Annotated in this window: 18 protein-coding genes and 1 pseudogene; 12 read left to right on the plus strand and 7 right to left on the minus strand. The window is 60.8% G+C overall.

What is annotated here, in order from left to right:
- The first annotated feature begins 73 nt into the window (after positions 1 to 73).
- Complete coding sequence (locus A0257_04940) at positions 74 to 2,044, plus strand: potassium transporter Kup (GenBank protein AMR26518.1); 1,971 nt, start codon at positions 74 to 76, stop codon at positions 2,042 to 2,044.
- A 373-nt stretch (positions 2,045 to 2,417) separates the two neighbouring features.
- Positions 2,418 to 4,757, plus strand: a complete 2,340-nt coding sequence (locus tag A0257_04945; GenBank protein AMR26519.1) for a hypothetical protein — start codon at positions 2,418 to 2,420, stop codon at positions 4,755 to 4,757.
- 324 nt (positions 4,758 to 5,081) lie between these two features.
- On the opposite strand, the gene A0257_04950 is transcribed toward A0257_04945, so the two are convergent.
- Entirely contained in the window at positions 5,082 to 6,965 is a 1,884-nt protein-coding gene (locus tag A0257_04950; protein AMR26520.1) for a peptidase M61, read from the minus strand.
- Between the two features lie 134 nt (positions 6,966 to 7,099).
- Between A0257_04950 and A0257_04955 the strand changes: the two genes are divergently transcribed.
- The 8 genes from A0257_04955 to A0257_04990 all read left to right on the plus strand — a co-directional run bounded on the left by A0257_04955 (position 7,100) and on the right by A0257_04990 (position 16,326).
- Positions 7,100 to 7,660, plus strand: a complete 561-nt coding sequence (locus A0257_04955) for a hypothetical protein (protein AMR26521.1) — start codon at positions 7,100 to 7,102, stop codon at positions 7,658 to 7,660.
- Between the two features lie 627 nt (positions 7,661 to 8,287).
- On the plus strand, positions 8,288 to 8,731 hold the full coding sequence (locus A0257_04960; protein AMR26522.1) for an SIGNAL peptide protein: 444 nt from the start codon (positions 8,288 to 8,290) through the stop codon (positions 8,729 to 8,731).
- Positions 8,732 to 8,891: 160 nt separating this feature from the next.
- On the plus strand, positions 8,892 to 9,527 hold the full coding sequence (locus A0257_04965; protein ID AMR26523.1) for a hypothetical protein: 636 nt from the start codon (positions 8,892 to 8,894) through the stop codon (positions 9,525 to 9,527).
- Between the two features lie 337 nt (positions 9,528 to 9,864).
- Positions 9,865 to 11,595 (plus strand): hypothetical protein, encoded by a 1,731-nt coding sequence (locus A0257_04970; GenBank protein ID AMR26524.1) that lies wholly within the window; start codon positions 9,865 to 9,867, stop codon positions 11,593 to 11,595.
- Positions 11,586 to 12,167: a hypothetical protein gene (locus A0257_04975; protein AMR26525.1), complete on the plus strand. Its 582-nt coding sequence runs from the start codon at positions 11,586 to 11,588 to the stop codon at positions 12,165 to 12,167. Before A0257_04970 ends, A0257_04975 begins: the two co-directional genes overlap by 10 nt.
- Before the next feature lie 259 nt (positions 12,168 to 12,426).
- Positions 12,427 to 13,869: a hypothetical protein gene (locus A0257_04980; protein AMR26526.1), complete on the plus strand. Its 1,443-nt coding sequence runs from the start codon at positions 12,427 to 12,429 to the stop codon at positions 13,867 to 13,869.
- A gap of 60 nt (positions 13,870 to 13,929) precedes the next feature.
- Complete coding sequence (locus tag A0257_04985) at positions 13,930 to 16,116, plus strand: peptidase S9 (protein ID AMR26527.1); 2,187 nt, start codon at positions 13,930 to 13,932, stop codon at positions 16,114 to 16,116.
- Positions 16,117 to 16,326, plus strand: coding sequence for a hypothetical protein (locus A0257_04990; GenBank protein AMR26528.1), 210 nt, complete (start codon positions 16,117 to 16,119; stop codon positions 16,324 to 16,326).
- 8 nt (positions 16,327 to 16,334) lie between these two features.
- On the opposite strand, the pseudogene A0257_04995 reads toward A0257_04990, so the two are convergent.
- The 3 genes and pseudogenes from A0257_04995 to A0257_05005 all read right to left on the minus strand — a co-directional run bounded on the left by A0257_04995 (position 16,335) and on the right by A0257_05005 (position 17,663).
- Positions 16,335 to 16,928, minus strand: a pseudogene (locus tag A0257_04995) (cytochrome c oxidase subunit III).
- A 140-nt stretch (positions 16,929 to 17,068) separates the two neighbouring features.
- A complete protein-coding gene (locus A0257_05000; protein ID AMR26529.1) occupies positions 17,069 to 17,416 on the minus strand; it encodes a hypothetical protein in 348 nt (115 codons plus the stop codon).
- Positions 17,409 to 17,663 (minus strand): hypothetical protein, encoded by a 255-nt coding sequence (locus A0257_05005; protein ID AMR26530.1) that lies wholly within the window; start codon positions 17,661 to 17,663, stop codon positions 17,409 to 17,411. The genes A0257_05000 and A0257_05005 overlap by 8 nt, the downstream gene beginning before the upstream one ends.
- Before the next feature lie 154 nt (positions 17,664 to 17,817).
- Here A0257_05005 and A0257_05010 point away from each other — a divergent pair, with 154 nt between their 5' ends.
- On the plus strand, positions 17,818 to 18,051 hold the full coding sequence (locus A0257_05010) for a hypothetical protein (protein AMR26531.1): 234 nt from the start codon (positions 17,818 to 17,820) through the stop codon (positions 18,049 to 18,051).
- Between the two features lie 160 nt (positions 18,052 to 18,211).
- Positions 18,212 to 20,227, plus strand: a complete 2,016-nt coding sequence (locus tag A0257_05015; GenBank protein ID AMR26532.1) for a DNA ligase (NAD(+)) LigA — start codon at positions 18,212 to 18,214, stop codon at positions 20,225 to 20,227.
- Between the two features lie 92 nt (positions 20,228 to 20,319).
- On the opposite strand, the gene A0257_05020 is transcribed toward A0257_05015, so the two are convergent.
- The 3 genes from A0257_05020 to A0257_05030 all read right to left on the minus strand — a co-directional run bounded on the left by A0257_05020 (position 20,320) and on the right by A0257_05030 (position 25,521).
- Positions 20,320 to 21,522, minus strand: a complete 1,203-nt coding sequence (locus tag A0257_05020) for a hypothetical protein (protein AMR26533.1) — start codon at positions 21,520 to 21,522, stop codon at positions 20,320 to 20,322.
- A 435-nt stretch (positions 21,523 to 21,957) separates the two neighbouring features.
- Positions 21,958 to 24,033 (minus strand): transketolase, encoded by a 2,076-nt coding sequence (locus tag A0257_05025; GenBank protein AMR26534.1) that lies wholly within the window; start codon positions 24,031 to 24,033, stop codon positions 21,958 to 21,960.
- Between the two features lie 171 nt (positions 24,034 to 24,204).
- The gene (locus A0257_05030; GenBank protein ID AMR26535.1) at positions 24,205 to 25,521 is read right to left on the minus strand and encodes a xylose isomerase; all 1,317 of its coding nucleotides are present in this window, start codon (positions 25,519 to 25,521) and stop codon (positions 24,205 to 24,207) included.
- Between the last annotated feature and the right edge of the window lie 276 nt (positions 25,522 to 25,797).

Below are 25,797 nucleotides of genomic sequence, written 5' to 3' on the forward strand. Positions count from 1 at the left end.
TCCTCTCGTATGTTTACCACGTCACCGGGCTTTACTCACTGCTACCTGACCAAGCAATTACTCCGTTATCTCAATGAGTTCTAAATCCTCGCACACCGCCATTTCCGGGGCTGGACTGCTTATCGCGCTGGGCATTATCTACGGCGACATCGGCACTTCACCGCTCTACGTGATGTCATCCGTTTTGAAAAGCGGCCGGGTGCCCGATTACATTGACCCGCTACTGGTGCTCGGGGCCATCTCGTGCGTTATCTGGACGCTGACGCTCCAGACCACCATTAAGTACGTGATAATCACCCTTAATGCGGACAATAACGGCGAGGGCGGCATTTTCTCGCTCTACGCGCTGGTGCGGCGGCGGGGGGCCTGGCTTTCGGCGGTGGCCATCATCGGCGGGTCGGCGCTGCTGGCCGACGGCGTGATTACGCCGCCCATCTCGGTGGCCTCGGCCGTGGAGGGCCTGCGGGCCATTTACCCCACTATTCCCACGGTGCCCATCGTCATTGGCATCATAGCCGGGCTCTTTTTACTACAAAGCTTTGGCACTCAGATTGTAGGCAAAGCCTTTGGGCCGATTATGCTCCTGTGGTTCAGTATGCTGGGCATACTGGGCGCGGCATGGGTAGTGCATAACCCTACTATTCTGCGGGCCATTAATCCCTACTATGCCTACAAGCTGCTGGTCGATTATCCGAGTGGCTTCTGGCTGCTGGGCTCGGTATTTCTCTGCACCACCGGGGCCGAAGCCCTGTACTCTGACCTGGGGCACTGCGGCAAGGGCAATATTCGCATTAGCTGGTCTTTTGTAAAGACCACGCTGCTGCTCAATTACTTGGGCCAGGGCGCGTGGCTGCTGGCCCACCAGGGCCAAACCATGAGCAAGGGCGCGCTGGCCGACGTGGCCAACCCGTTTTATGCGCTCATGCCGCCGTGGTTTCTGCTTTTCGGCATTGGGCTGGCTACGGTGGCGGCCGTCATTGCCTCGCAGGCGCTCATCACGGGCTCATTTACGCTGGTTTCCGAGGCTATTCGCCTCAATATGTGGCCTAAGGTGAAGCTCAACTACCCCACCGACGTGAAGGGTCAGCTCTTCGTGCCCAGCATGAACCGGCTGCTGCTCCTTGGCTGCATCGGGGTAGTGCTGTTTTTCCGCGAAAGCTCTAATATGGAGGCGGCCTATGGCTTGGCCATCACCATCACCATGCTCATGACCACGGTGTTGCTAACCGTGTGGCTGCGCAAAGTGCAGCGGGTAGCCCTGCCACTGGTAATCTTTTTCGCAGTAACCTATGGCATTATCGAGGGTTCTTTTCTGATTGCCAACCTGGTGAAGTTTCCGCACGGCGGCTGGGTATCGCTGGCCATTGGCTCGGCGCTGATGACCGTTATGTACGTGTGGTTCAAGGCTTTCTATATTAAACGACGCCTCACCGACTTTGTGAAGATGGAGCCCTACATCGAGCCGCTCAAGCAGCTCAGCAACGACGACTCGATTGGCAAGTATGCTACCCACCTCGTGTTCCTAACCTCAGCCGAGCGGGCTAGCGAGATTGAGCAGAAAATCATCTACTCCATCTTCCAGAAACGCCCCAAACGCGCTGATATCTACTGGTTTATCCACGTTGATACCACCGATGAGCCCTACACGATGGAGTACACCGTGACCGAGCTGGCCCCCGACGACGTGTTCCGCATTAACTTCCGGCTGGGCTTCCGGGTGCAACAGCGCATCAACCTGTTTTTCCGCAAAGTGGTGGAGGACCTGGTGCGCAATAAGGAGGTAGATATCACCTCGCGCTACGCTTCGCTCAGCAAGCAGCACGTCACGGGCGACTTTCGCTTCGTGGTGCTGGAGAAGTATCTGTCGGTCGAAAACGACTTCCCTACCCAGGAAAAACTGGTGATGCAGGCCTACTTCTACATCAAGCAGTTCATCTCGGGCGAGGCCCAGTATTTCGGCCTCGACACGTCGTCGGTGAAGATGGAGAAGGTGCCGCTGGTGATTTCGCCGGTGCGCGAAGTGGCGCTGACGCGGGTGAAGTAGGGGTTAGTTTTTGGTTGCGATGTAGTTCGCCCGCCGGGTACCTCTATCGAGGTACCCGGCGGGCGAAGTTGTTTTTTGTCTGGAATGACCTACACTATCTTGCGTAATGTTATTTGCTGAATTACCGGCTACTGTTGTGAAACATTCAGTGGCCAAGCCTATCTATCCATCCGAGAAGCCAAGCTCAGTTGCAGCTACACTCAGCGAGCAATACGCTCGCCAGAATACGGGGAGCCACAAAAAGGAGCTAGGGCAATTTTTCACACCAGCATTAATAGGCGAATATCTGGCTGGCTGGGCTACCCCCCCCACTGGCTCAGTAGTAAGAGTACTGGACCCAGGTTTTGGTATGGGTATGCTTAGTTGTTGTCTCTTGGAGCACTTTGCGACCGTCGCGCCTACGCTCCGGCGTATTGAGTTGGATGCCTACGACTTAGACAAACAAATTCAACCTTTCGCCCAAATTATCCTAGCGCACTTAACTACGTGGCTGGCTGAGCGCGGCATTGAGTTGGTTGCCCGCTTGCACCTAACTGATTTCGTACTGGCTCATGCTCTTGTTTGGCAGTTTCCCTTGTCGCCACCGGCTGTTTACGATGTAGTTATTTCCAATCCACCTTACTTCAAACTCGGTCAACACGACCCACGTAATGCGCTGGCTGGTTCAGAGCAAGCACAGCCTAATATGTACGCGTTGTTTGCGGTATTAGCCGCCAAGCTTACCCGGCCAGGCGGCGAGCTATTGTTTTTGGTGCCCCGTAGCTTTAGTTCCGGGCCATATTTCAGCCGGTTTCGGCGTTTTGCGCTGCAACAGTGGCGCTGGACGCACTTTCACCTATTCCATTCGCGGCGGTCAGCCTTTAAGAAGGATGCCGTGCTTCAGGAAACGGTTTTATTTAAGGCGGTGCGCCACGCGGGTGGGGTGCCCACCTCTGCGGTAGCTGAGTCAGTACTTATCACTGCCTCAACCGGCTTGCACGACCTGGCCGAAGCTACCGTATTTCAGCCCCCGCTCGCGGCCTTACTCGGTCCCGAACGCCAAGGCAGTCTGCTTTTCTTGCCAACTGATGCCGATGAGTACGCTTTATTGGCTCGTTTTCGCGCCTGGACGCATCGGCTCGTTGACTTAGGGGTAGGCGTGTCCACCGGGCCAGTCGTTGCGTTTCGGGCGGCCGATTGGCTCCGCGATGAGCCGGCCCCCAATACCTTACCACTATTGTGGATGGATAACGTAGCGCCCACGGGCGGACGGCTGCGCTGGCCGATTGCCGCCCGCACCAAGCCGCAGTATTTAGCGGCGGATACGCCACTGGCCCAGCTAGTACCCAATCGTAACTATGTGCTAATGCGCCGCATCAGCGCTAAAGACGATGCCCGCCGCATTGTAGCCGCGCCTTACCTGGCTGCCAACTGGCCGGCGTCACACGTAGGACTTGAGAATAAGCTTAACTACCTCTACGCTCGCCGTGGCGACTTAACGCTAGTTCAGGCTATTGGCTTGGCGGCACTACTGAGTAGCCGCCCCTACGACCAGTTTTTCCGGCTTTTTAATGGCAATACGCAAGTCAGTGCTACTGAAGCCCGCGAGCTACCAGTACCAGCTTGGCCAGACATTGAAGCATTGGGCACGCACGTCCAAGCGCAAGGCTGGGAGGCGGCCGACGAGTTAGTTGAGCAGTTGCTACACATGCCCTACGTTTCTCATCCTCTTCCTGCCAACCTGATGGCTGAGCCTACTACCCCCTACGAATTACCTACCACTGAGCTGCCAGTTAAAGTCCGCGAAGCACAGGCAATTCTGTCGGCGCTGAGCATGCCAACCGCACAGCAGAACAAAATTTCGGCTTACACACTACTGGCACTGGCCAGCCTCGGACCAGATGATGCCTGGAGCACTGCCAGCGGCGAAAGCAAACGCATTTCACGCGGTATCAGCGACTTTATCGCGGCGCGCTATGGGCAAGTCTACAAGGAGAATACCCGCGAAACATTTCGTCGCCAGGTGTTGCATCAATTTGTGCAAGCCGGTTTAGTAGCCTACAACCCTGACACTCCCAGCCTACCCGTCAACAGTCCAAAGGCTCATTATGCCCTTACGGCCGAAGCCGTCGCGTTGGTACAAGCATATGGCACAGCTGGTTGGCCTGCCCAGCTAGGGTCGTTTCACGCGCGGCATGAGGCGCTGACCTCGCAGTACGCAGTTGCGCGCGACCAACAGCGCATTGCCCTCGCGCTGCCCGATGGCCGAACCGTGGCACTCTCCCCAGGGCTGCATAATGAAGTTCAGCGGGCTGTACTTGAACAGTTTCTTCCTGTCTTTGCGCCTGGTGCTCAACTACTATACCTCGGCGACACAGAGCACAAGCACCTGTTTGAAGCCACTGATACTTTGCAGCGCCTGCGCATCTCACTAGGTCAGCACAGCAAGCTACCCGATGTAGTACTGCTCCAGGCCCGCCCCGATGGCAGCGAGTGGCTCTTTCTCATTGAAGTTGTGACCAGCCACGGTCCAGTTTCGCCCAAGCGTAAGCTAGAGCTGCAGGACATGCTAAAAGACTGCCCCGCCGGCCCAGTTTACGTCACTGCCTTTCCTGATTTTAAGCTATTCAAAAAATATAGTGCTACCCTGGCTTGGCACACCGAAGTCTGGATTCAGGAAATGCCTGATAACATGATTCATTTTAACGGCGACCGGTTTTTAGGGCCGCGGTGAGACTGCCCATTTGATAAGCAGGTTTATTTTAATCAAGTTACTAGAATCATGTCTCGCAGCCGCATCAAAAACCCGTATTTCGGGTGGACCACTGCCGCTTCGGAGAAGCAGGATAAGCGCCAAGCCAATCGCCGACTACGGCGTAATGTACGGGCAGGTAATTGCTACCTGACGCTGCGAGAAGTATCCAATGTGTGGGCTTTTGCTAAGGACGGTAAACGCTATTTACTGGATTGTCCACATACAAACGCAAATAGCTTCCTACTAAATAAAAGCGCCCCGACCTATTGGCCGGGGCGCTTTCGTTTATGAGCTTCCCTACTCCTACTTACCCAGCCACTTAGCCAGCAGCTTCTGCTGCTCGGCCGTAGCCGAGACCACGGGCTGAATCTGGTAGGTGCGGTCGGGGTCGGGTTGCAGCGTCAGGCTCAGGTCGTGGAGGTAGGCGTTGTGCTTGACCTGCATTTTGACGACCGTGCCGGGCGCGGTGGCGAAGAGCACCTGCTTCACCGCCTCGTCGGTGGGGGCGGCGCCGTTGAGCTGCATGATTTCGTCGTTCACGTTGAGGCCGCCGTTCCAGGCGGTGCCGTCGCGCTTCACGTAGGTCACGAGGTAGTGGCCGTTGCGGTTGGTGAGGGTGGCACCCAGGCTGCCGTTGAGGCTGGCGGGCGCGCTGGCGAGGTTCAGGCCCACGTAGCCAAGGGCGGTGGCGTAGTCGAGGGTGCGGGTGCTGTACACGCAGTTCTGGAAAAAGTCGTCGAAGCGGCGGCCGGCCACCTCGGCCACGGCATCCTGGTATTCCTGGTCGGTGAAGCCGCGCTTCAGGCCCTGGTAATATTTAGCGTAGAGCAGGCGAAAAACGTCGTCGATATGCTTCTGGCCGTTAGTGGCCTGCACAATCATCAGGTCGAGCACCATGCCAATCATCTCGCCCTTGTCGTAGTAGCTGATTTCGGAGTTGCGCGAGTTCTCATCGGGCCGGTAGCCGCGAATCCAGGCGTCGAAGCTCGACATGGCGGCGGGCTGGAACTTGTTGCCGGGCTGGTTCTCTACCCCCGTCAGCACGGTCGCCAGCTGGTCGAAGTACTGCTGGGCCGTGTAGAAGCCCGCGCGCTGGGCAATTTGGTTGGCCATGTACTCGGTCTGCCCCTCGCTCACCCACAGCATGTGCGTGTAGTTCTCCTTGTCGTAGTCAAACGGCCCCAACGCGATGGGCCGGATGCGCTTCACATTCCAAAGGTGAAAATACTCGTGGGCCACCAGGCGCAGGAAGTTCTTGTAGCCCACTTCCGACGAATACGTGCCCGGCCGCGCGCCCAGCGTGGTCGAGTAGAGGTGCTCCAGGCCGCCGCCGCCCGCCTCCAGGTGATGCACGATGAAGAGGTAGTGGTCGATAGGATTTTGGCCCACCACGCGCTGGGCTTCCTCCGTAATCTTCTTCATGTCGGCCAGGAAGCGGGGCTCGTCGGGCAGCGTGAAGGGGCCATACATGGCCATCTGGTGCGGCGTGTTGTTGGCGGTGAAATTCAGCACCCGCTGGTTGCCGATTTCGATGGGCGAGTCGGCCAGTTCATCGTAATTAGCTGACTGATAGACGAATTTTTGCATGCCCGGCGCGGCGCGCAACGCCGTGCTCACGGTGGCCCAGCCGGTGGCGGGCTGCACCGTTACCTGGCTGGCCATGTTCTTGGCCGCGGCCGGATACATAAAGATGCTGCTGCCCAGCGCGAAGCCGTGGTCGGCGTCTATATAGCTGGTGCGCACGCTGATTTCGTAGGCATACACCCCGTAATCGACCCGAAACGTGGCCTGGCCGGGGTGATACACGCGCCAGGTATTCTTGTCGAGCTTTTCCACACGTAGGGCCTGGCCGCCGGCCGCCTGGGCCTGGAGGCGCTCCACGTGCCGCTCAAACTCGCGAATCAGGTACGAGCCCGGCGCCCACACCGGCATTTTGAGGTCGGTATATTCCTGGCCGAAGCCCTGCAAATCCATCCGCACCTCGAAGTAGTGGGTTTGGGGCGCGGGCATGGCCAGCGTGTAGCGCAGGCTGCCCCCGGTGACGCTTTCGGCGGCGGCCGGGGCGGCAGCAGCGCTGACGCGGTGCTTTATCTTGGTTTTGACTTTGACTTGGGCGATGGCGGGCCCGGCCGCCAGCAGGCCGGCCACGGCGGCCAGGCGGCAAAAAGCAGTAGTAGATGCGAACATGCGCGCAAAGTAAACGCCCCGGCTGGGCCGGGCAGTCAAATTTTTGTCCTCACCCCACGTTAACCTCTACCGGGCACCCGCCGTTAAGCGGGCCAGGCCCCTGGCTTTACCCTTGCTTTATGCGTAGTATCTGGTTGATTTTTGGCGGCTTACTCATTATTCTGCTGGCGTTTAGGTTCTATCCGCACCAGCCAGCCAAGGCCTTTGTAGCCAGCCGCCCTACCCCCTCCAATCCCGTCATACTGGTGAGCGAGCGGCGGCCGGCCGCCTCGGCGCGGCCCACGGCCGAGGAGGCGCGCCGCGATAGCGTGGTGCGTTATGCCATGCGCCAACTGGGTGTTCCGTACCTCTACGCGGGAATTAGCCCAGTCAGCGGCTTCGACTGCTCGGGCTTTGTGTACTTCGTGTTCGCACATTTTGGCGTGCCTACCCCCCACTCCACGGCCCTGCTCATTGATGTGGGCCAGCCGGTGGCGCGGGCCGACGCCCGGCCCGGCGACATCGTGGTGTTTACCGGCACGGCACCCACCAGCACCACGCCCGGCCACGCGGGCATCGTGATTTCGGCACGGGGCGAAACGCCGCTGCGCTTCGTGCACGCTTCCTCGGCCCAGCGCGAGTCGGGCGTGAAAGTCAGCCAAGTCGAAAACTCGGGGTATGAGCGCCGCTTTATGCAAGTGCGGCGGGTGCTTTGATGAGGGGTAGGGAGGAGGAATTGAGGTAAAAAAACGATACCCGGTTGGCCCACCGCGGAACGCTCACGCGCGCCGTTGGGCCAACCGGGTATCTAATCCTTCAAATCTTACCAAGCGGCAGCGCTGGGGTACAGCGCCGGCGTCTTACAGTAAGACCTGTCCAACGAAAGGGACCACGATACCGCGGTGCCCTCCGCCGAGCTGTGTGTTTTAGGCGAGTACGGCGGTGAGGCGTACTACATTGGACAGGCTCGGCAGGATTTGGTTGGGACTACTAGACATTTTGTACCTCCTTTCTTTATGGTTCCACATAACCCCAGACGCGCTTCCCAGCAATTTAGGGCGGCTTGTAAGGGGCCGTAGCACTCGCTACTGAGGGTTAAAGTTAATTGCTGGCGCGCAGGTTCAAAACTTTCGCCAATAATTCTGGGGCTTCGGGCCAGTCTTGTTAGCATTTAACTGATAGTCAAGCTACTTATTTTGCGAGTGGTGCCTGACTAGTCTTTACTTTTCCGGCTGATGGGCGGCGCGGGCCGCGCTGCACGGCAGAAGTAGGCAGCTAACTTTTCTGGCCGTATAATTGCCCTACCCAATCCATATTTTTCACCACACCTTCACATTTTGACGATGTACAAGTATCTGGTCTTTTTTCTAGCTCTTTGGCTCGGTATGGCAGCCCAGCAGGCGCAGGCGCAAACCTCATCGCCGCTGGGCGTGTGGACCAACGCCGAAAAGAAAGCGACGTTTGAGATTTATAAGTGCGGCGACAAGCTCTGCGGCAAAATCATTACCCTCACCGTGCCCAACGACCCCAAGACCGGCAAGCCTAAGCTCGACACCGAAAACCCTGACCCTAAGCTGCGTACCCGCCCCCGCCTGGGCCTGGACTTCATGCAGGGCTTCAGCTACGACGGCGACAACAAGTGGGACAACGGCAAAATCTACGACCCCGAAACCGGTAAAACCTACTCATGCTACATGAAGATACAATCGGCTAACACGATGGAGGTGAAGGGCTATATTGGCTTTTCGCTCATCGGCAAATCGCAGACCTGGACGCGGGTGAAATAAGCCCGACGGCGGCCTCGTTCCCTCTTAAAAACAGCGTTTCTTCCAGCAGGAAGGGACGCTGTTTTTTGGTCCCTACCCCTCGCCTTTAGGCCCATGCCGCCCGAAACTATTTGCTGAAACCAGTGTTTTTGCCCTGTTCAGCTTGACCGGACTTTCCCTAGTGCTTCAGTTTATTCAACAGCTTTTTCAGCGAGGCGGCGAGGCGGCGGCCGGGTGGCAGCCCGCCGCCGAGCCCACGCCTTCCCAAGTCCAGCGCCACGTGGCCTGGGTGGAGGAGCGCGTGTACCGCAACTGGCTGGGGCCGTACTTCAAAGTCTATCACCTGCGCAAGGTGGGGATAAGGAGCCGGCGGGATTTTCGCGTCGATTTGCTGCACGAGGATGGCCGCCAGGGGGCGCTGTTTTTTTATGACCCCAGCATCGGGCCGGGCAACTTTGGGCACTTGTTTCAGCTGCTGGGTGAGCGCGTTACGGCCCTGGGCTACCACCGCGCCTGCCACGATAGCCGCCTGCGCCGCCACCAGCAGCTGCGCGAGCACACCACCAAGCAGTTTTTCAAGCCCAACCCCACCGACTGCACCGAGAGCGGCCGCTGCGACCAGCGCTACGGCCTCATCACGCTCGACCTGGTGACGGTGAACGACCGGCCGCTGTTTATCCGCCTCAGCACCAACCCGGTGCATGAGCCGCACTTCACCAATCCGCAGCCGTTTGAGGCGCTTCTCCAGACCGTATTTGATGAGCCAATGGCTGACGAAGCCATCGCCCACAAAATAGTGGAGTACTACGAAGAGTAAGGATTACGCATTCCGCTATACTAGCCCAAACCGGCCGGCGTTGGTTTCAGTAATTGAAGCTGTTTAGGAAGTCAGCCGTGTGGCGGGCTGCCGGCTTTTCTGGCGGTTGTCCGCTCGTCGCCAGAATAAGCGGCGCGTCCGACGAGCGGACAGCCGGCCCAAGAGCCGGCAGCCCGCCGCGAGTGCCGCCTACCTGCACTTCCTAAATAGCTTCATTATCCGATGGGTAACCGACTGAGGCAGACTACCTCGGGGCGGTGGCTTTCGGAAAGCCCATTGCCGCACTTATCTTCACCCAGCTGCCCCACACCAGGGGGGTAGTCGGTTTCTTTTTATGATGAAAACTTACTACTGCCGGCTGCTGAGTTGGGGTTGCCTTCTGCCACGGGCCGGGCGGCGGGTGCTGGCCGCGCTGCTGCTGGGCCTGCTGGCCGCGCCGGCCGCGCGGGCTACCCACATCGTGGGCGGCGAGATGGACTTGCAGTACCTGAGCGGCAACACCTACCAGCTCACGATGAACCTGTATTTTGATGCCGTGAATGGTGCCCCCGGTGCGCTGGATGCCTCGCTGACGGCCGGCATTTTTGATAAAGCGACTAACCGCCAGCTGGCCTCGGTTAACCTGCCGCTTGTCAGCAACACGTTCGTCAGCTACACCATTCCGGCCTGCGCGATTGGCGCTCTCAGCACCAAAGCCCTCGTGTATCGCAACACCATTGAGCTGCCGCCGGGCACCTACAATGGCAGCCAGGGCTACTACGCGGCCGTGGAGCGCTGCTGCCGCAATATTTCCATCAGCAATATCGTGGCTCCGCAAGATGCGGCTCAGACCTTCTACCTGGAGTTTCCGGCCGTGGTGCGGGGCGGGCAAACGTTTCGGGATTCGACGCCGCGCGTGTTTCCGCCGGTGAGCGACTATGCCTGCTTGGGCGAGCTGTTTACCTACGATTTTGCCGGCCAGGATGCCGACGGCGACTCGCTGGCCTACGACATGGTGACGCCACTCAACGGCCACGCTACGGCCGTGAATCCTATCCCGAATGTGAGCAGCGCGCCTTACACGGAGGTAATCTGGCAGAGTGGCCGCAGCCAGGCCAGCCAGATTCCGGGCGCGCCGGCGCTCGGCATTGGGGCGCGCACGGGGCGGCTCACGGTGCGGCCGTCGGCCACGGGGCTGTTTGTGTTTGGGGTGCGCTGCCAGGAATTTCGCCAGGGCGTGAAGATTGGCGAAACGCGGCGCGACTTCCAGATTTTCGTCACTACCTGCCCCAAAAACAACCCGCCCAGCCTGCTGCTGCTGCCCAGCCCCAGCGGCAACGTGGCCTACCGGCCGGGCCGCGACACGCTGCGCATCGTGCCCGGCGGCGCGCACTGCGTGCGGCTGCGCTTCACCGACCCCGACCCCAACTCGCGCCTCACCCTGAGCCTGCGCAACGTGGACTATGCCGGCGCCCTACCCACCTTCACCACGGCCATCGTGGGCACGGTGCGCACGGCCGGCCAGCCCGATACGCTGGTGGCCTCGCTCTGCTTCACCGACTGCGTGAATACCAGGGGCAAGGTGGCTCACATCGACGTGCTGGTGGCCGATAATGGCTGTTCGCTGCCCAAGCACGATACGGTGCACGTGGCCTTTATTGGGATGCCGCCGCCCAACGCGCCCCCTACCCTCACCAGCACGGCCGGCCCTACCCTGCCGCTGCATGTGCGGCCGGGCCAGACGCTGGCCTTCGACCTCATCGGCACCGATGTGGAGAGTGACCCCATCCTGTTTACGCTGGGGGGCAGCCCTGGCTTCGCGCCCGCTGCGTTGGGGGCCGTGCTGGTGCCGCAGGCCCAGGTGGGGCCGGTGCGCCGCGCCCGCTTCACGTGGCCCGTGGACTGCCGGGCCATCACGACCCCGCCGGGGCAGGTGCAGCAGCTGCTTTTCACGGCCAGCTCGACCACGCCCTGCGGCGACACGCAGCTTTCGGCCCCGCTCAACATTCCGGTGATTGTGGACTACAGCAACACGCCACCGGTGCTCACCACTTCCCTACCCCCGCCAACGGCACCGTCGTGCCGCTGATTCGGCTGCCGCTGGGCCAGCCTTATTCGGCCACCCTCGCGGGCTTCGATGCCGACACGGACGTGCTCACGCTGAGCGCCGCCGGCCAGGGCTTCGACCTGGCGGCGGCGGGAATGCGGTTCGTGGTCGCGGCCAGTCCGGCGGGCCGGGCCAGCGCCACTTTTGAGTGGCTGCCGGGCTGCGACGCGGCCAGCGTGGTGGGCGGCCAGCCGCAGCCGCTTACCGTCACGTTTCAGTTGCAGGAAGCCACTTGCCGGCCCCAGCCCCAGACCCGCACCGTGCGCTTTGAGGTGGTGAACCCCGACAGCTCGGCCTTCACGCCGCCCAATATTATCCTGCCCACCGGCTCCAACCAGGCCAACCGCGTGCTGACTATGAGCAACTTGCCAGCCGATTTTTGCGACGCGCGCTTCGCGGGCATTAAGATATTCTCGCGCTGGGGCCGGCTGGTGTATGAGTCGGCCGACCGCAATTTCAGCTGGGCCGGCGAGGGCACGGCCGGCACGTATTATTACTTATTAACCTACACCACCGGCCGCCGCTACAAGGGCTGGGTAGAAGTAATGCAGTAGCGCAGTAGCGCGAACTTTCCAGTTCGTGCGCGAGCAAAGCGAGCAGGCGGCCCTGCGCGGCGTGAACGATACTGCTCGCTTTGCTCACGCGCGAACTGGAAAATTCGCGCTGCCGCCCGCTTGCTGAACAGCGGGCCGAGCGGCCGGCCTCCTCTACGAAACGTTTCGTGCAACCTAGGGCGAAGTGGAGGGCTCTTTCTTATCCCCTCCGCTTTTTTGCCGTTTGATGCGAAACGTTCTTTTCCTCTTAGCTGGTCTGTTGAGCAGTGGCACCGCTGACGCGCAGGCTTTTGCCCAGCCACCAGCTGACGCGCCTGTGGTTTATTCCGTGCCGCAGCTGCGAGCGGACCTCACCTTTCTGCGGCAGGCCCTGGAAGAAGTGCATCCCGGCCTCTACTGCTACACGCCCAAAGATTCACTCGACCAGGCGTTTGCGCGCGCCGCCGCGCAGCTTACCCAGCCGCTCGATGAGCCGGCGTTCTGGCGCATTCTCCAGCCCCTGGCGGTGCGGGTGCGGTGCGGGCATACGCGCGTGCAGCATTCGGCCACCTACCGGGCCTGGGCGCGGCGGCAGCCGCACTACTACTTCCCCTTCACCGTCGCGGTGCGCCAGGACCGCCTGTTCGTGGCGGAAAACCAGAGTGCCGACCCTTCCCTGCGGCCCGGCACCGAGCTGCTGGCCATTGAGGGGCACTCCGCCCGCGAGGTGCTACCCCGCCTGCGTGCGCTCATCTCGGCCGATGGCTACGGCACTGGCTTTCAGGATAAAGAACTGGAAGCGGGTTTTTTTGATGACTACTACGCGACGCTCTACGAGGCGAAACCCACCTACCGGCTAACCGTGCGGGATAGCACGGGCCAGGTACGGGAGCTGATTCCCCTACCCCGGCCCGCGCTCTCACTTGGCGCTAGTGCTGCTAGCCAACCAGTTGCGCCCCTACCTGCCGCGCAGGTAGCCGCCCGCCGATTAGCCCGGCTGCATTCAGTTGAGTACCCGGCCAACTTACCCGCGACGGCTATTTTACGCCTGCGCAGCTTCGACTACGAAGCCGACTACCAGGCGTTTCACGCGGCCTTTTTTACCGAGCTGGCGCGGCGGCGTACGAAGCGATTGGTCATTGATTTACGCGGCAACCCTGGCGGCAGCAATGCCCTGGCGGTGGACCTGCTCAAGTACCTGCTCCCGTCGGCTTTCGTGCTGACTAAGAGCGCGCGGGCACGGGTAGTACTGCCGTCCTTTATGTCGGCCGATTCCGGCAGCCGCGCGTATTTCGATACGACGCAGGTGCGGCGCTTGCCGGATGGCACCCTAACGCAAGCCTCGGCGGCGGTGGGCCGGCAGCTGCCTTATCAACAGCACCGGTTTCGGGGGCAGGTGGTGCTGTTAGTCGATGGCGGCACCTTCTCGGCGGCCTCCAGCTTTGCCGCCAGCCTGCGGGCGCAGCGGCGCGTGCTCATCGTGGGTCAGGAAACGGGCGGGACGGAAGCGGGCCTCAACGGGGGCGTCATCTCCCGCGTGGAGCTGCCGCAGACGCGGATGGTTTTGCAACTACCTCATTTTCGGCTGCTAACGGCCTGCCGGGCACCGCACCTGGGCCGCGGCGTGCGGCCCGACGTGGAAGTAGTGCCTACGCCCCGGCAGGCCGCTACCCACGCGGATGCTATTCTGAGTCAGCTTCCCGCGCTGCTGCGTTGCCTATAAATGGGGGGGTAGGGAAAATAGAATCGCCTTTTTCACCGGCAGCGGGGTAATTTCGGCCCCGTGAATTATCCCTCCCTACCCCTGCTCTCACCCGTGGCCTGCCTCGTGGGCGCGGCCCTGCTGCTCACCGTTGCCACCGCCGCGCGGGCACAGGTGGGCCCCGGCACCCAATGGACCAAAGATGGCTACGGCTACTACCAGGTGCGGCAAGACGAAATCGTGCGGCTCGACGCCCGCAAAGCCGGCCCGCCGGTTGTCCTGCTCAACAAGGAGCAGCTGACGCCCGCCGGAGCCACCGCGCCGCTGACCGTGCGGCGCTTTTCGCTCTCCGATGATGGTAAGCAGGTGCTGCTCAACACCAATACCCGCAAGGTGTGGCGCTACGACACCCGCGGCGACTACTGGGTTTATAATCTGACTACCAGGCAGCTAGCCCAGCTGGGCCACGGCCGGCCCGAGTCGTCGCTGATGTTTGCCAAGTTCGCGCCCGATGGCCGCAAGGTAGCCTACGTGAGCGAGCACAACCTGTACGTGGAAAACCTGGCCGACCACGCCATTACCCAGCTCACCCAGGACGGCACCGACCGGCTTATCAACGGCACGTTTGATTGGGTGTACGAGGAGGAGCTGGATTGCCGCGACGGCTTCCGGTGGAGCCCCGACGGGCAACGCCTCGCCTACTGGCAGCTCGACGCTACTAAGACGCGCAACTACCTGATGCTGAACACCACTGCCCAGCTCTACCCCTACACCGTGGCCGTGGAGTACCCGGTGGTGGGCGAAGACCCCAGCCGCTGCCGCGTGGGCGTGGTGCCGGTGGCCGGCGGCCCTACCAGGTGGATGGACATCCCCGGCGACGCCGTGCAGCACTACCTGCCCCGCATGGAGTGGGCCGACAACGGCGAGCTGATACTCCAGCAACTCAACCGCCGCCAGAATGAGAGCAACATCATCGTGGCCAATGCCGCGACCGGCGCGGCCCGGCCCATTTTCAGCGAAACCGACAAGGCCTGGATTGACGCCAAGGACGGGGCCGTGGGCTGGAACTGGGTCGATAAGGGCAAGAGCTTCGTGTGGAGCAGCGAGAAGGACGGCTGGCGCCACCTCTACGCCATCGACCGCGCGGGCCACGAGCGGCTGCTGACGCCCGGCAGCTACGACGTAATCAGTGTGGAGAATATTGACGAGGCCGGGGGCAAAATCTACTTCATGGCCTCGCCCACCAACGCCACTCAAACCTACCTCTACCAGGTGCCGCTGAAGGGCGGCAAAGCCACCCGCGTGACGCCCGCCAACGAAGCCGGCACCAACAGCTACGACATTTCGCCCAACGGCAAAATTGCGCTCCACACCTACTCCAGCGCCGCCAGCTATCCGGCGACCGACGTGGTGAGCCTACCCGCCCACCAGCGCCTGAGCAGCGGCGAAGCCCCCGCGCCGGCCCGCGCCATGAAGCTGCCCAAAACCGAGTTTTTCCAGGTGAAAACGGCCGATGGCGTGACCCTCGACGGCTGGATGGTGAAGCCCACCAACTTCGACCCCAGCAAGAAATACCCCATCGTATTTTACGTGTATGGCGAACCGGCCAGCCAAACGGTGGTGGACCGCTTCGGCACGGGCGCTAACCGCCTCTACCAGGGCAACATGGCCGACGATGGCTACATCTATGCCTCGCTCGACAACCGGGGCGCGCCCGCCCCGCGCGGCCGCGAGTTCCGCAAGGCCATCTACCACAATATCGGTTCGCTCAACATCCGTGACCAGGCGCTGGGCGCGAAGGAAGTGCTCAAAAACAGCTTCGTCGATACCAGCCGCGTGGCGGTGTGGGGCTGGAGCGGCGGCGGCTCCAGCACGCTCAACCTGTTATTCCAGTACCCGCAGATTTACAAGACGGGCATCTCCATCGCGGCCGTGGATAATCAGCTTAATTACGACAACATTTACCAGGAGCGCTACATGGGCCTGCTGCCCGAGGACCGGCGTTTTTTCGTGGATAACTCGCCGCTGGCCCACGCCAAAGACCTACGCGGCAACCTGCTGCTCATCCACGGCACCGGCGACGATAACGTGCACTACAACAACGCCGAGCAAATGATAAACGAGTTGGTGAAGGACGGCAAAACCTTCCAAATGATGTCATACCCCAACCGCACCCACAGCATCTCGGAGGGCGAGGGCACCAGCCGCCACCTCAGCGCCACTTATACCAAATTTCTCAAGGAAAACTGCCCGCCCGGCGGCCGCTAAATGTCGGTTGGCTTCAGCCAAAAGGGAGGGGGTAGGGAACGCAAGTCTGCGTTCCCTACCCCCTCCCTTTTGCCCCAAGCCGGTCGATGGCGCGAACAGAACGTCATTCCGAGCTTGCCGAGGAATCTCGCCCGCATCGTTCGGGCCTCGTCCAGCGATGCGAGCGAGATTCCTCGGCAAGCTCGGAATGACGTTCTGTTCGTCTTCTGAAAACAGCTCTAATACAGGAACAAAAACATGCCGAACAACCCCAGCCACAGCACGTCGATGAAGTGCCAGTAGGTGAGCAGCGCCCGCAGCTGGCGCAGGTGATAGGGGTTGCGGATGAAGACGAGCGTGCGCACGCTGTCGCGGCTGGCGTGCAGGGTGCGCAGCATATTCACCAGCAAAAAGATGAGTCCTGCCACGATATGGGCCACGTGCAGCCCCGAAATAACATAGACGAACGTGCCGCTGCGCTCACCCGTGAACAGCACGCCCTGCTGCACGAGCTCGCGCCAGCCCTGCACCTGCAAGCCGCTAAAAATGCAGCCCAGCAGCAGCGTGGCACCCAGGCAGCGCACCAGGGCGTTGAGGTCGTCGGCGCGGTACAGGCGCGGGGCCTGCGCCAAAACGTAGGACGACACCAGCAGCACGATGGTGCTCAGCGAAAAGTAGCGCGGAAACGGGTGCAGCCCGGTTGGCACGCCGCTTTGGGCCCTGGAAGCCACGTACATAGCCACCAGCGTCACAAACAGCATCGTGATGCCCACGAGCGCCAGGTAGAGCAACATGAGCAGCGGCGGCAAGCGCTCGATGCGGCTAAAAGCCGAGTCGCCGGCCGAGCGGCGGCCAGTGCCGGGAGGAAGATTGCGGTCGTCGCGGGGGACTTGCACGGGGAAACGGATTACGACAAGAGGAACTGCTGGTTTAAGGCGAAAGGGAAGATTTTTGTTCGGCCAAAGGCGGAAGCTTACTTAAAAAAAGAGCCGATTTTACCCAGCACCGCATTCAGCGTAATCTTGGGGCCGCTGCGGTCGGGCAGGCCGAAGGTGACGTACGTTTTGCCGGCCACCCGCAGGTCGAGCACCAGGCCCAGGCGGCGGGCCAGGTGGTGAATCTGCGCCAGCGGGTCGGGACCGGGCTTTTTGGGTGGCTTAGGCGTGCCCGGCGGCTGGGGCGGGCCGCTCGTAATCAGATCGAGCACCTGCTGGCTGGGCACGTTGAGGATGAGGTAAGAGCCCGCCGCCGCTAGCTGAATTTCGTGCCCGCCCGGCCAAGTAAGCGTCAGCCGGGCTTCTACCTCAATGGCGCTAGCCACGCGGCGCGTTGGGGTCGGGCAGGGGCGATACGATGGGCGCGGCGCTGGCCACCGGCGCTTCGCTGCGGGTGCGGATGCGCAGCGCGCCGTTGAGCTTCCAAGTGGCGGGCAGGCCGGCGGGGTTGGCCTGGTTGGGCACTTGCAGCTCAACCTGGTCAAAATTCAGGTTCAATTCGACGCCGCCCGAGAGCTTGGTGAGCAGCGAGGCGGCAGTGTCGGCCCAGGAAGTGGCGGATTGGTCAGGCATATTCTTTTGGAGTTAGAGTTAGGGTTCCTGGTTCCTAATTCGAACGTCAACTAGGAACCAGAAACCAGAAACGAAACTAGCGGGCCAGGGTTGCCGTTGGGCCGGCGGGTGTATTTTTGCCGCAGTTACTTGACTTTGCCGTTTTCCTTCGCTCATGAAATTCTTCCTCTGGTTCGCCGCCGCTACCATCCTCTTCCTGCTCGTTGCCCGCTTCAAGCCCCAGGCCCCGGCCGAGCCCATCATCCCCACCGGCGCTAAAGAGGCTCAGGGCCGCACGGGTGAGGAAAATGCGCCGCCCGCCCGCACCGAGCAGCAAGGTGAGCGCGACGCCCAGAAAGCTGGCAGCACCTACGTGCTGCCCGGCCTGCGCTTATCGAGCGTAGCATAAGGTTTTTTCGATTTCGGATTACAATAGAACGTCATGCTGAGCCTGCCGAAGCATCTCGCTCGAATCGTTGGGCAACTATCCTAACGATTCGAGCGAGATGCTTCGGCAAGCTCAGCATGACGTTCTGTTTATCAGTTAGCTCTTCTGCCCCTACCCCCCTATGAACCCGCAAGCCCGCATTCAGGCCCTCGCCCAGCGCCTGCACCACCTCAACCAGCAGTATTACCAGCACGACATTTCGGAGGTGTCGGACCAGGAGTTTGACCAGCTGCTGACCGAGCTGAATCAGCTGGAGCAGGCCCACCCCGACCTGGCCCAGCCCAACTCGCCCACCCAGCGCGTGGGCGGCACCGTCACCAAGCAGTTTGCGCAGGCCACGCATCGCTACCCCATGCTGAGCCTGGGCAATACGTATTCGGAAGACGACCTGCGCGAGTTTGATGAACGCGTGCAAAAGGGCCTCGAAGGCGCGCCTTATTCGTATGTGTGCGAGCAAAAGTTCGACGGCGTGGCCATGAGCCTGGCTTATGAGGGCGGCAACCTGCACCAGGGCGTGACGCGCGGCGACGGCACCCGCGGCGACGTGGTGACGGCCAACGTGCGCACCATTCGCACCCTACCCCTGCATTTGGCCGGCAACTTCCCGGCCGAGGCGGAAGTGCGTGGCGAGGTGTTCATGCCGAATCAGGTTTTCAACGACCTCAACCAGGAGCGCGAGCAAAACGGCGAAGCCCTGCTGGCCAACCCGCGCAACGCCGCCAGCGGCGCGCTCAAGCTCCAGGATTCCAGCCAGGTAGCGGCGCGGCGGCTGCGGTTTTATGCGTATTCGGTGCTCACGCCGGGCCGGCATTTCGCCAGCCACAGCGAAAGCTTGGAAGCCGCCACGGCCTGGGGCCTGCCGGTGTCGCCCACCTGGCGGCGCTGCGCCAATTTGCAGGAAGTGCTCGACTACATCCACGAGTGGGAGCAGAAGCGCTTTACGCTGCCCGTGAACACGGATGGCATTGTGATTAAGGTCGATAATCTGCGCCAACAGGACCAGCTGGGCCTCACCGCCAAAAGCCCGCGCTGGGCCATTGCCTACAAATACCCAACGGCGGCGGCCCGCACCCGGCTGCGCGAAATCATCTACAACGTGGGCCGCACCGGCGCCGTGACGCCCGTGGCCCTGCTCGACCCCGTGGCGCTGGCCGGCACCGTAGTAAAACGCGCCACTCTGCACAATGCCAATCAGATAGCGGCGCTCGACCTGCGCCTCGGCGACCTGGTGTTCGTGGAGAAAGGCGGCGAAATCATCCCCAAAATTACGGGCGTGGATTTATCGGCCCGACCAATTCATGCGGTACCTATTGAGTATCCGCTTGCTTGCCCAGCTTGTGGTACAATATTAGAACGTCCCGAGGATGAGGTTCACTTCCGCTGCCCTAATGAACGCGGTTGCCCACCTCAGCTTAAGGCACGGCTAGAACATTTTGTGAGCCGTAAAGCGCTGAATATAGATGGCTTGGGAGCTGAAACCGTAGGACGGCTATTTGATTCAGCACTGATACAGACCCCCGCTGATATCTACGACCTAGTAATGCGTAAGGGGGAATTAATAAGAGTAGAGCGGTTAGGCGAAAAATCTATTGATAATATGCTAGCCGGCATTGAACAAAGTAAACAGGTCCCTTTTTCGAGAGTGTTATTTGGCTTAGGTATACGTTATGTAGGCGAAACCGTAGCTCAAAAGCTTGCCGACTATTACCGCAATATTGATACGCTCATGGATGCTGCCAAAGCAGGGGCAATATCCACTGTACCAGAGGTAGGAGGCGTTATTGCAGTGGCTGCTATGCACTGGTTTGAGCAACCTTATAATCTAGAACAAATAGAACGTCTACGGGCTTCCGGCGTGCAACTCGCAGCCAGCGGCGAGCCGCCGCTGGCCGCCAGCGACCGCCTGGCCGGCCTCACCTTCGTGCTCTCGGGCGTGTTTGAAAATTACAGCCGCGAGCAGCTGCAAACCCTCATCACCTCCAACGGCGGCAAAATCACGGGCTCCATTTCCAAGAAGCTGAGCTACTTAGTGGCTGGCGACAACATGGGGCCGGCCAAGCGCGAGAAGGCAGTTGGCTTTAAGGTGCCGATTATCTCGGAGAATGAGCTGCTGGCGCTGCTGCCGGTGAGCGAATAGCGCGCAAGGTTTCGCAGGGTAAAAAGAGGTTTCGCAAGGTTGGTAGAACGTCAACCTTGCGAAACCTCTTTTTACCTCGCGAAACCTTGCGCTTACTTCGTAAAATCCGGCACCACCGCCACACACATGGGCGTGGGTAGGCTCACCGACTGCCCGGTAGCGGTTAGCTTACCCGACTGCTTATCAACCCGATACGTGAAGATATTATCCGAATTCTGATTAGCTACCAGCAGCAGGCGGCCGCTGGGGTCGAGGGCGAAGTTGCGGGGCGTTTTGCCCTGGGTGCTCACGTGCTGCACCAGCGTGAGGCGGCCATCGGCTGGCACTATACTATAGACCATCAGACTGTTATCACCCCGGTTGGAGGTGTAGAGGAAGCGGCCGTCGGGCGACACGTGCACGTCGGCCCCCGAGTTTTCGCCCGTAAAGCCCTCGGGCAAGGTACTGAGCGTCTGGATTTCGCGGAACGTGCCAGTAGCCGCGTCGTAGGCCAGGGCCGTCACGGTCGAGTTCAGCTCGTTTTCGAGGTAGGCCCAGCGGCCATTGGGGTGAAACGTGAGGTGGCGCGGCCCCGCGCCCGGCTTGGCCACAAAGGCGGGGGTAGGGAGCGGCCGCAGCTGCCCGCCGGCCGCATCGAGCTGGTAGCCATATACCTTATCGGTACCCAGGTCCACGGCAAAGGCGTAGCGGTTGGCCGGGTCCGGGATGAAACAGTGGGCGTGGGCGTGGGACTGGTTTTTGTGCGGGCCCAGGGGCGGCTCGTGCTGGTCGGTGGCGGCGGGCGGGGCCAGCTGGCCATCGGCGCGCAGCGGCAGCAGCGCCACGTTACCACCTACATAATTGGCCACCAGGGCATTCCTACCCGTGTGGTCGAGGCTGATGTAGCACGGCGACGCACCCAGCGAGGGCTGCTGGTCGAGCAGGGTGAGCGCGCCGGTGGAGGCATTTACCGCGAACGCGCTCACGCCGCCGCTGTTGGTGCGCCCCTGGAAAGTGCCGGTTTCGCTCACCGCGTAGAGGTGGTGCAGCGAGGCATCCATCGTCAGGTAGCTGGGCTGGCTGCCGCCGTGCTGCACGCTCACGGGCGTGAGCGCGCCGGTAGCCGAGTGCAGGCGGTAGAGATAGATGGTGCTGGCCTGGTCGCCGCTCACGTTGGTGCCCACGTACACGAGGTAGCTGCGGTCAGCTTTGGTACCAGCGCCGGGGCTGGTGCCGGCGCAGCCGCTGAGGCAGGTGGCGAGGGCGAGTCCGGCGAAAGGAGCAAGGAAAAACCGCGAGGCAAATGGCTTGGACATACTGGTAAAGAGTTGGTAGCCGCAAAGATGCCCTTGCCGATTGAAAAACTATTATGGGACTTACGCAAAAGACGTTTGTCATTGCGAGCAAAGCGAAGTAATCGCACCTGAACGAGTCGTGCGCATATCGTTCTGGGGCGATTGCCGCGCTTCGCTCGCAATGACAGACGATTTGCGTAAGTCCTATATTACCAACGGCAAATTACTTACCCGGTAGAGATACTACCCCTACCCCCCGCCCGTGCGGGATGTGCAGGCGGCGCAAATTACTTACCCGGTAGAGATACTACCTCTTGTCATTATGACGTGTTTTTTAACTTTTAGAAATTCCTGAATAGCCTCAAAACCAAAAGATGATAAATTAAGAACCTGGCCGCCAAGTTCTTAATTTACCATCTTTTGGTTTTGAGGCCACCCTCGGCGCTACACCGACCCTTAGTTGCCCTTGGCTACGATTTGCTTCTTCTCTTCTTCCTGGCCTTGGTCTTCGGGGTGGCCGGCGAGCACGCCCTGGGCGCGCTTCACCACGTTCTCCACCGTGAAGCCAAATTTTTCGAACAGCTCCTCGGCCGGGGCCGACGCGCCAAAGCGGTTCATGGCGATGATGCCGCCCTCGTCGGTCGTGTACTTGTGCCAGCCAATGGGCGAACCGGCCTCAATGGCCAGGCGCTTCTTGATGGCCGGCGGAAATACCTGTTCGCGGTAGGCTTTATCCTGATGCTCAAACAGTTCCCAGCTCGGAAAGCTCACCACGCGGGTAGGCGTGCCGGCTTTTTGCAGCTCTATTTGCGCGCCCATCGCCAGCTTCACTTCCGAGCCGGTGGCAATGAGAATGAGCTGCGGCTGGCCGCCCTCCGCTTCGCTGAGGATATAGGCACCCTTGGCCACGCCTTCGCGGGCCGAGCCGAACTTGGTCTGGTCCAGAATCGGTAGTTTCTGGCGCGAGAACACGAGCACGACCGGCGACTTGGGCGTGGTCATGGCGATGCGCCAGGCCTCGGTGCTTTCGTTGGCGTCGGCGGGGCGCAGCACCACGATGTTGGGGATGCTGCGCAGGGCCAGCACCTGCTCCACCGGCTGGTGGGTAGGGCCGTCTTCGCCCAGGCCAATGCTGTCGTGGGTGAACACGAACGTGGCGGTGCTCTCGGCCAGGGCCGTGAGGCGGATGGCCGCGCGCATGTAGTCGCTGAACGTGAGGAACGTACCGCCGTAGGTGCGCAGGCCGCCGTGGTGCGCGATGCCGTTCATGGCCGCGCCCATCGCGTGCTCGCGCACGCCAAACCATACGTTGCTGCGTTCCCGGTGCAGGGGCTGAAACGAGTCGTCGCCCGACTTGTCCATTTCGTTTGAGCTAGCCAAATCGGCCGAGCCGCCGAACATAAACGGCACCGTTTTCTTGATGGCGTCTAGGGCTTTGCCCGATGCCTGGCGGGTAGCCAGCTCGCCATCGGCGGGCGTGTACACCGGCAGGTTCTTGTCCCAGCCCTCGGGCAATTTGCCGTCGAAGGAGAGCTTAAACATATCGGCCTCCTCTTTAAAGGCGGCGGCGTAGTTAGCGAAATCCGTTTCCCACTGCTTTTGCAGCTCGGCCCCTTTCTTACCGGGCTCGCGCAGGTGGTCATACACCTCCTGCGGCACCTGGAACGACTGCTCGGGGTCGAAGCCGTAGAACTTCTTGGTAGCCTTCACGTTATCAACGCCCAGCGGCGAGCCGTGGGCCCTGCTGGTGCCGGCCAGCGGCGAGCCGAAGCCGATAATGGTGCGCACCGCGATAATCGAGGGCCGGTCCTTCACCGACTGCGCCACCCGAATGGCATTCTCGATTTCGTCGAGGCTGTTGCCATCCTGCACGTGCTGCGTGTGCCAGTAATAGGCATCGAAGCGCTTCATCGGGTTCTCGGTGTAGGCGAAGCTGGTAGGCCCGTCGAGTGATATTTTATTATCGTCGTACAGGTAAATCATCTTGTTGAGCTGCAGGTGGCCGGCCAGCGAGGCCGCCTCCGAGGCGATACCTTCCATCAGGTCGCCGTCGCTCACCAGCACGTAGGTGTAGTGGTCCTGCACCGGCGCGTGGCCCTCCTTGTTGTACATCGCGCCGAGGTGCGACTCGCTCATGGCCATGCCCAGGCCGTTGGCGAAGCCCTGGCCCAGCGGACCGGTCGTCACTTCCACGCCGGGCGTAATGTGCGACTCGGGGTGGCCCGGCGTTTTGGAATCCAGCTGCCGAAACTGCTTGAGGTCGTCAATGGTCAGGTCGTAGCCGTAGAGGTGCAACAGGCTGTATAACAGCGCCGAGCCGTGGCCGGCCGACAGCACGAACCGGTCGCGGTTGGGCCACTTGGGGTCCTGGGGGTTGAAGCGCAGGAAGCGCGACCACAGCACGTAGGCCATCGGGGCGCAGCCCAGGGGTAGGCCGGGATGACCCGAATTGGCCTTCTGCACCATATCTACCGACAGCAGACGGATGGTGTTGACGCTCAGTTCGTCAATCGAAACTTGGGGGTTGCTCATGGGGTAGTCGAAATTGGTTGGTAACGCAAAGGAAAGCGGCCGGGCCGCTTTCTATCCTACGAATTTTTTCGCGGAATGTAGGGGCGGGGCTTGCCCCCGCCCCTCGTTTGCGCAATACCGCTGGGCCGGCGCAAACGACGGGCGGGGGCAAGCCCCGCCCCTACTACCCGGCTAAATGTACTGGTTGATGATGCTCTCCAGCCACTCCTGCTTGCCGCTGCGGGGGGTAGGCTCGCCCGATTCATGCGCGATTTTGCGCAGGTCTTCCAGTGTGAGGCTGCCCTTGGCGAAGTCCGCGCCTTTGCCGGAGTCGAACGAGGCGTAGCGGTCGGCGCGGAATTTCTTGTAAGCCGACTTCTCTAGAATGGCATCGGCCGTCACCAAAGCGCGGGCAAACGTGTCCATGCCCGCGATGTGGGCCACGAAAATATCCTCCAGGTCGGTTGAGTTGCGGCGCGTTTTCGCGTCGAAGTTGATGCCACCCGGCGAGATGCCACCGTGCTCCAGAATGATGAGCATGCTCTCAGTCAGCTCATTAATGTTATTCGGGAACTGGTCGGTATCCCAGCCGTTCTGGTTGTCGCCGCGGTTGGCGTCGATGCTGCCGAGCAGGTCGGCATCGGCGGCCACCTGCAGCTCGTGCTGGAAGGTGTGGCCGGCCAGCGTGGCGTGGTTCACCTCCAGATTCAGCATGAAGTCATTCTCCAGGCCATGCGCCCGGAGGAAGCCGATGACGGTGGCCGCGTCGAAATCATACTGGTGCTTGGTGGGTTCGGCCGGCTTGGGCTCGATGAAGAACTTACCTGTGAAGCCCTGCTTGCGGGCGTAGTCGCGGGCAATGCTCAGGAACTGCCCCAGGTGCGCCTGCTCGCGCTTCATATCCGTGTTGAGCAGGGTCATGTAGCCCTCGCGGCCACCCCAGAACGTGTAGCCCTCGCCGCCCAGCGCGATAGTCGCGTCGATGGAATTCTTCACTTGCGTGCCGGCGTAGGCCACCACCGCGAAGTCGGGGTTGGTGCTGGCGCCGTTCATGTAGCGCGGGTTCGCGAACACGTTGGCCGTGCCCCAGAGCAGCTTCACGCCGGTTTCCTGCTGCTGCTGCTTCGCGTAATCCACCAGGGTAGCCAGGTTGCTTTCATACTCGCGCAGCGAGCTGCCCTCCTCCACGAGGTCGGTGTCGTGGAAGCAATAGTAGGGCGTGCCGAGCTTGGTGAAAAACTCAAACGCGGCGTCGGCCTTGTCCTTGGCGCGGCCCACAATGTCGCCCTTGCTGTCCCAGGCAAATTTTTTGGTGCCGGGGCCAAACGGGTCGCCGCCCGTGCCCACGAAGGTGTGCCAGTAGGCCGTAGCGAAGCGCAGGTGGTCCTTCATGGTTTTGCCGGCCACCACGCGGCCGGCATCATACCATTTGAAAGCCAGTGGGTTATCAGATTCTCGGCCTTCGTAGTTAATCTTATTAATGCCTTTGAAATACTCGGAAGTTGCCATGTGGAGAGCTGGTTGGGAGGGTAAGGGGAAATTAAATTCATCTGTCATTGCGAGTGCAACGAAGTGGAGCGCGGCAATCTTTCCTGCACGCATGGGGTAGTAACTCACTGCTGTTACGCACTACCTTATTCGAGATGGCAAGGGGGAGTAGCGCGAACGTTGTAGTTCGCGCTCCTCCCTGTTGCGTAACAGCAGTAACTCAATAAAGCGAACGACCAAGGAAAGATTGCCGCGCTCCACTTCGTTGCGCTCGCAATGACAGACGCGAGGTTTTTA

Source organism: Hymenobacter psoromatis (assembly GCA_001596155.1).
GTDB lineage: Bacteria > Bacteroidota > Bacteroidia > Cytophagales > Hymenobacteraceae > Hymenobacter.

Bases quoted from the DNA above. Each gene is read 5' to 3' on its own strand.
- A0257_04990 (AMR26528.1), top strand. From the start codon at position 16,117: ATGTCGGTTGGCTTCAGCCAAAAGGGAGGGGGTAGGGAACGCAAGTCT.
- A0257_05005 (AMR26530.1), bottom strand. From the start codon at position 17,663: ATGCCTGACCAATCCGCCACTTCCTGGGCCGACACTGCCGCCTCGCTG.
- A0257_05020 (AMR26533.1), bottom strand. From the start codon at position 21,522: ATGTCCAAGCCATTTGCCTCGCGGTTTTTCCTTGCTCCTTTCGCCGGA.
- A0257_05015 (AMR26532.1), top strand. From the start codon at position 18,212: ATGAACCCGCAAGCCCGCATTCAGGCCCTCGCCCAGCGCCTGCACCAC.
- A0257_05010 (AMR26531.1), top strand. From the start codon at position 17,818: ATGAAATTCTTCCTCTGGTTCGCCGCCGCTACCATCCTCTTCCTGCTC.
- A0257_04960 (AMR26522.1), top strand. From the start codon at position 8,288: ATGTACAAGTATCTGGTCTTTTTTCTAGCTCTTTGGCTCGGTATGGCA.
- A0257_04950 (AMR26520.1), bottom strand. From the start codon at position 6,965: ATGTTCGCATCTACTACTGCTTTTTGCCGCCTGGCCGCCGTGGCCGGC.
- A0257_05025 (AMR26534.1), bottom strand. From the start codon at position 24,033: ATGAGCAACCCCCAAGTTTCGATTGACGAACTGAGCGTCAACACCATC.
- A0257_04970 (AMR26524.1), top strand. From the start codon at position 9,865: ATGAAAACTTACTACTGCCGGCTGCTGAGTTGGGGTTGCCTTCTGCCA.
- A0257_05030 (AMR26535.1), bottom strand. From the start codon at position 25,521: ATGGCAACTTCCGAGTATTTCAAAGGCATTAATAAGATTAACTACGAA.
- A0257_04940 (AMR26518.1), top strand. From the start codon at position 74: ATGAGTTCTAAATCCTCGCACACCGCCATTTCCGGGGCTGGACTGCTT.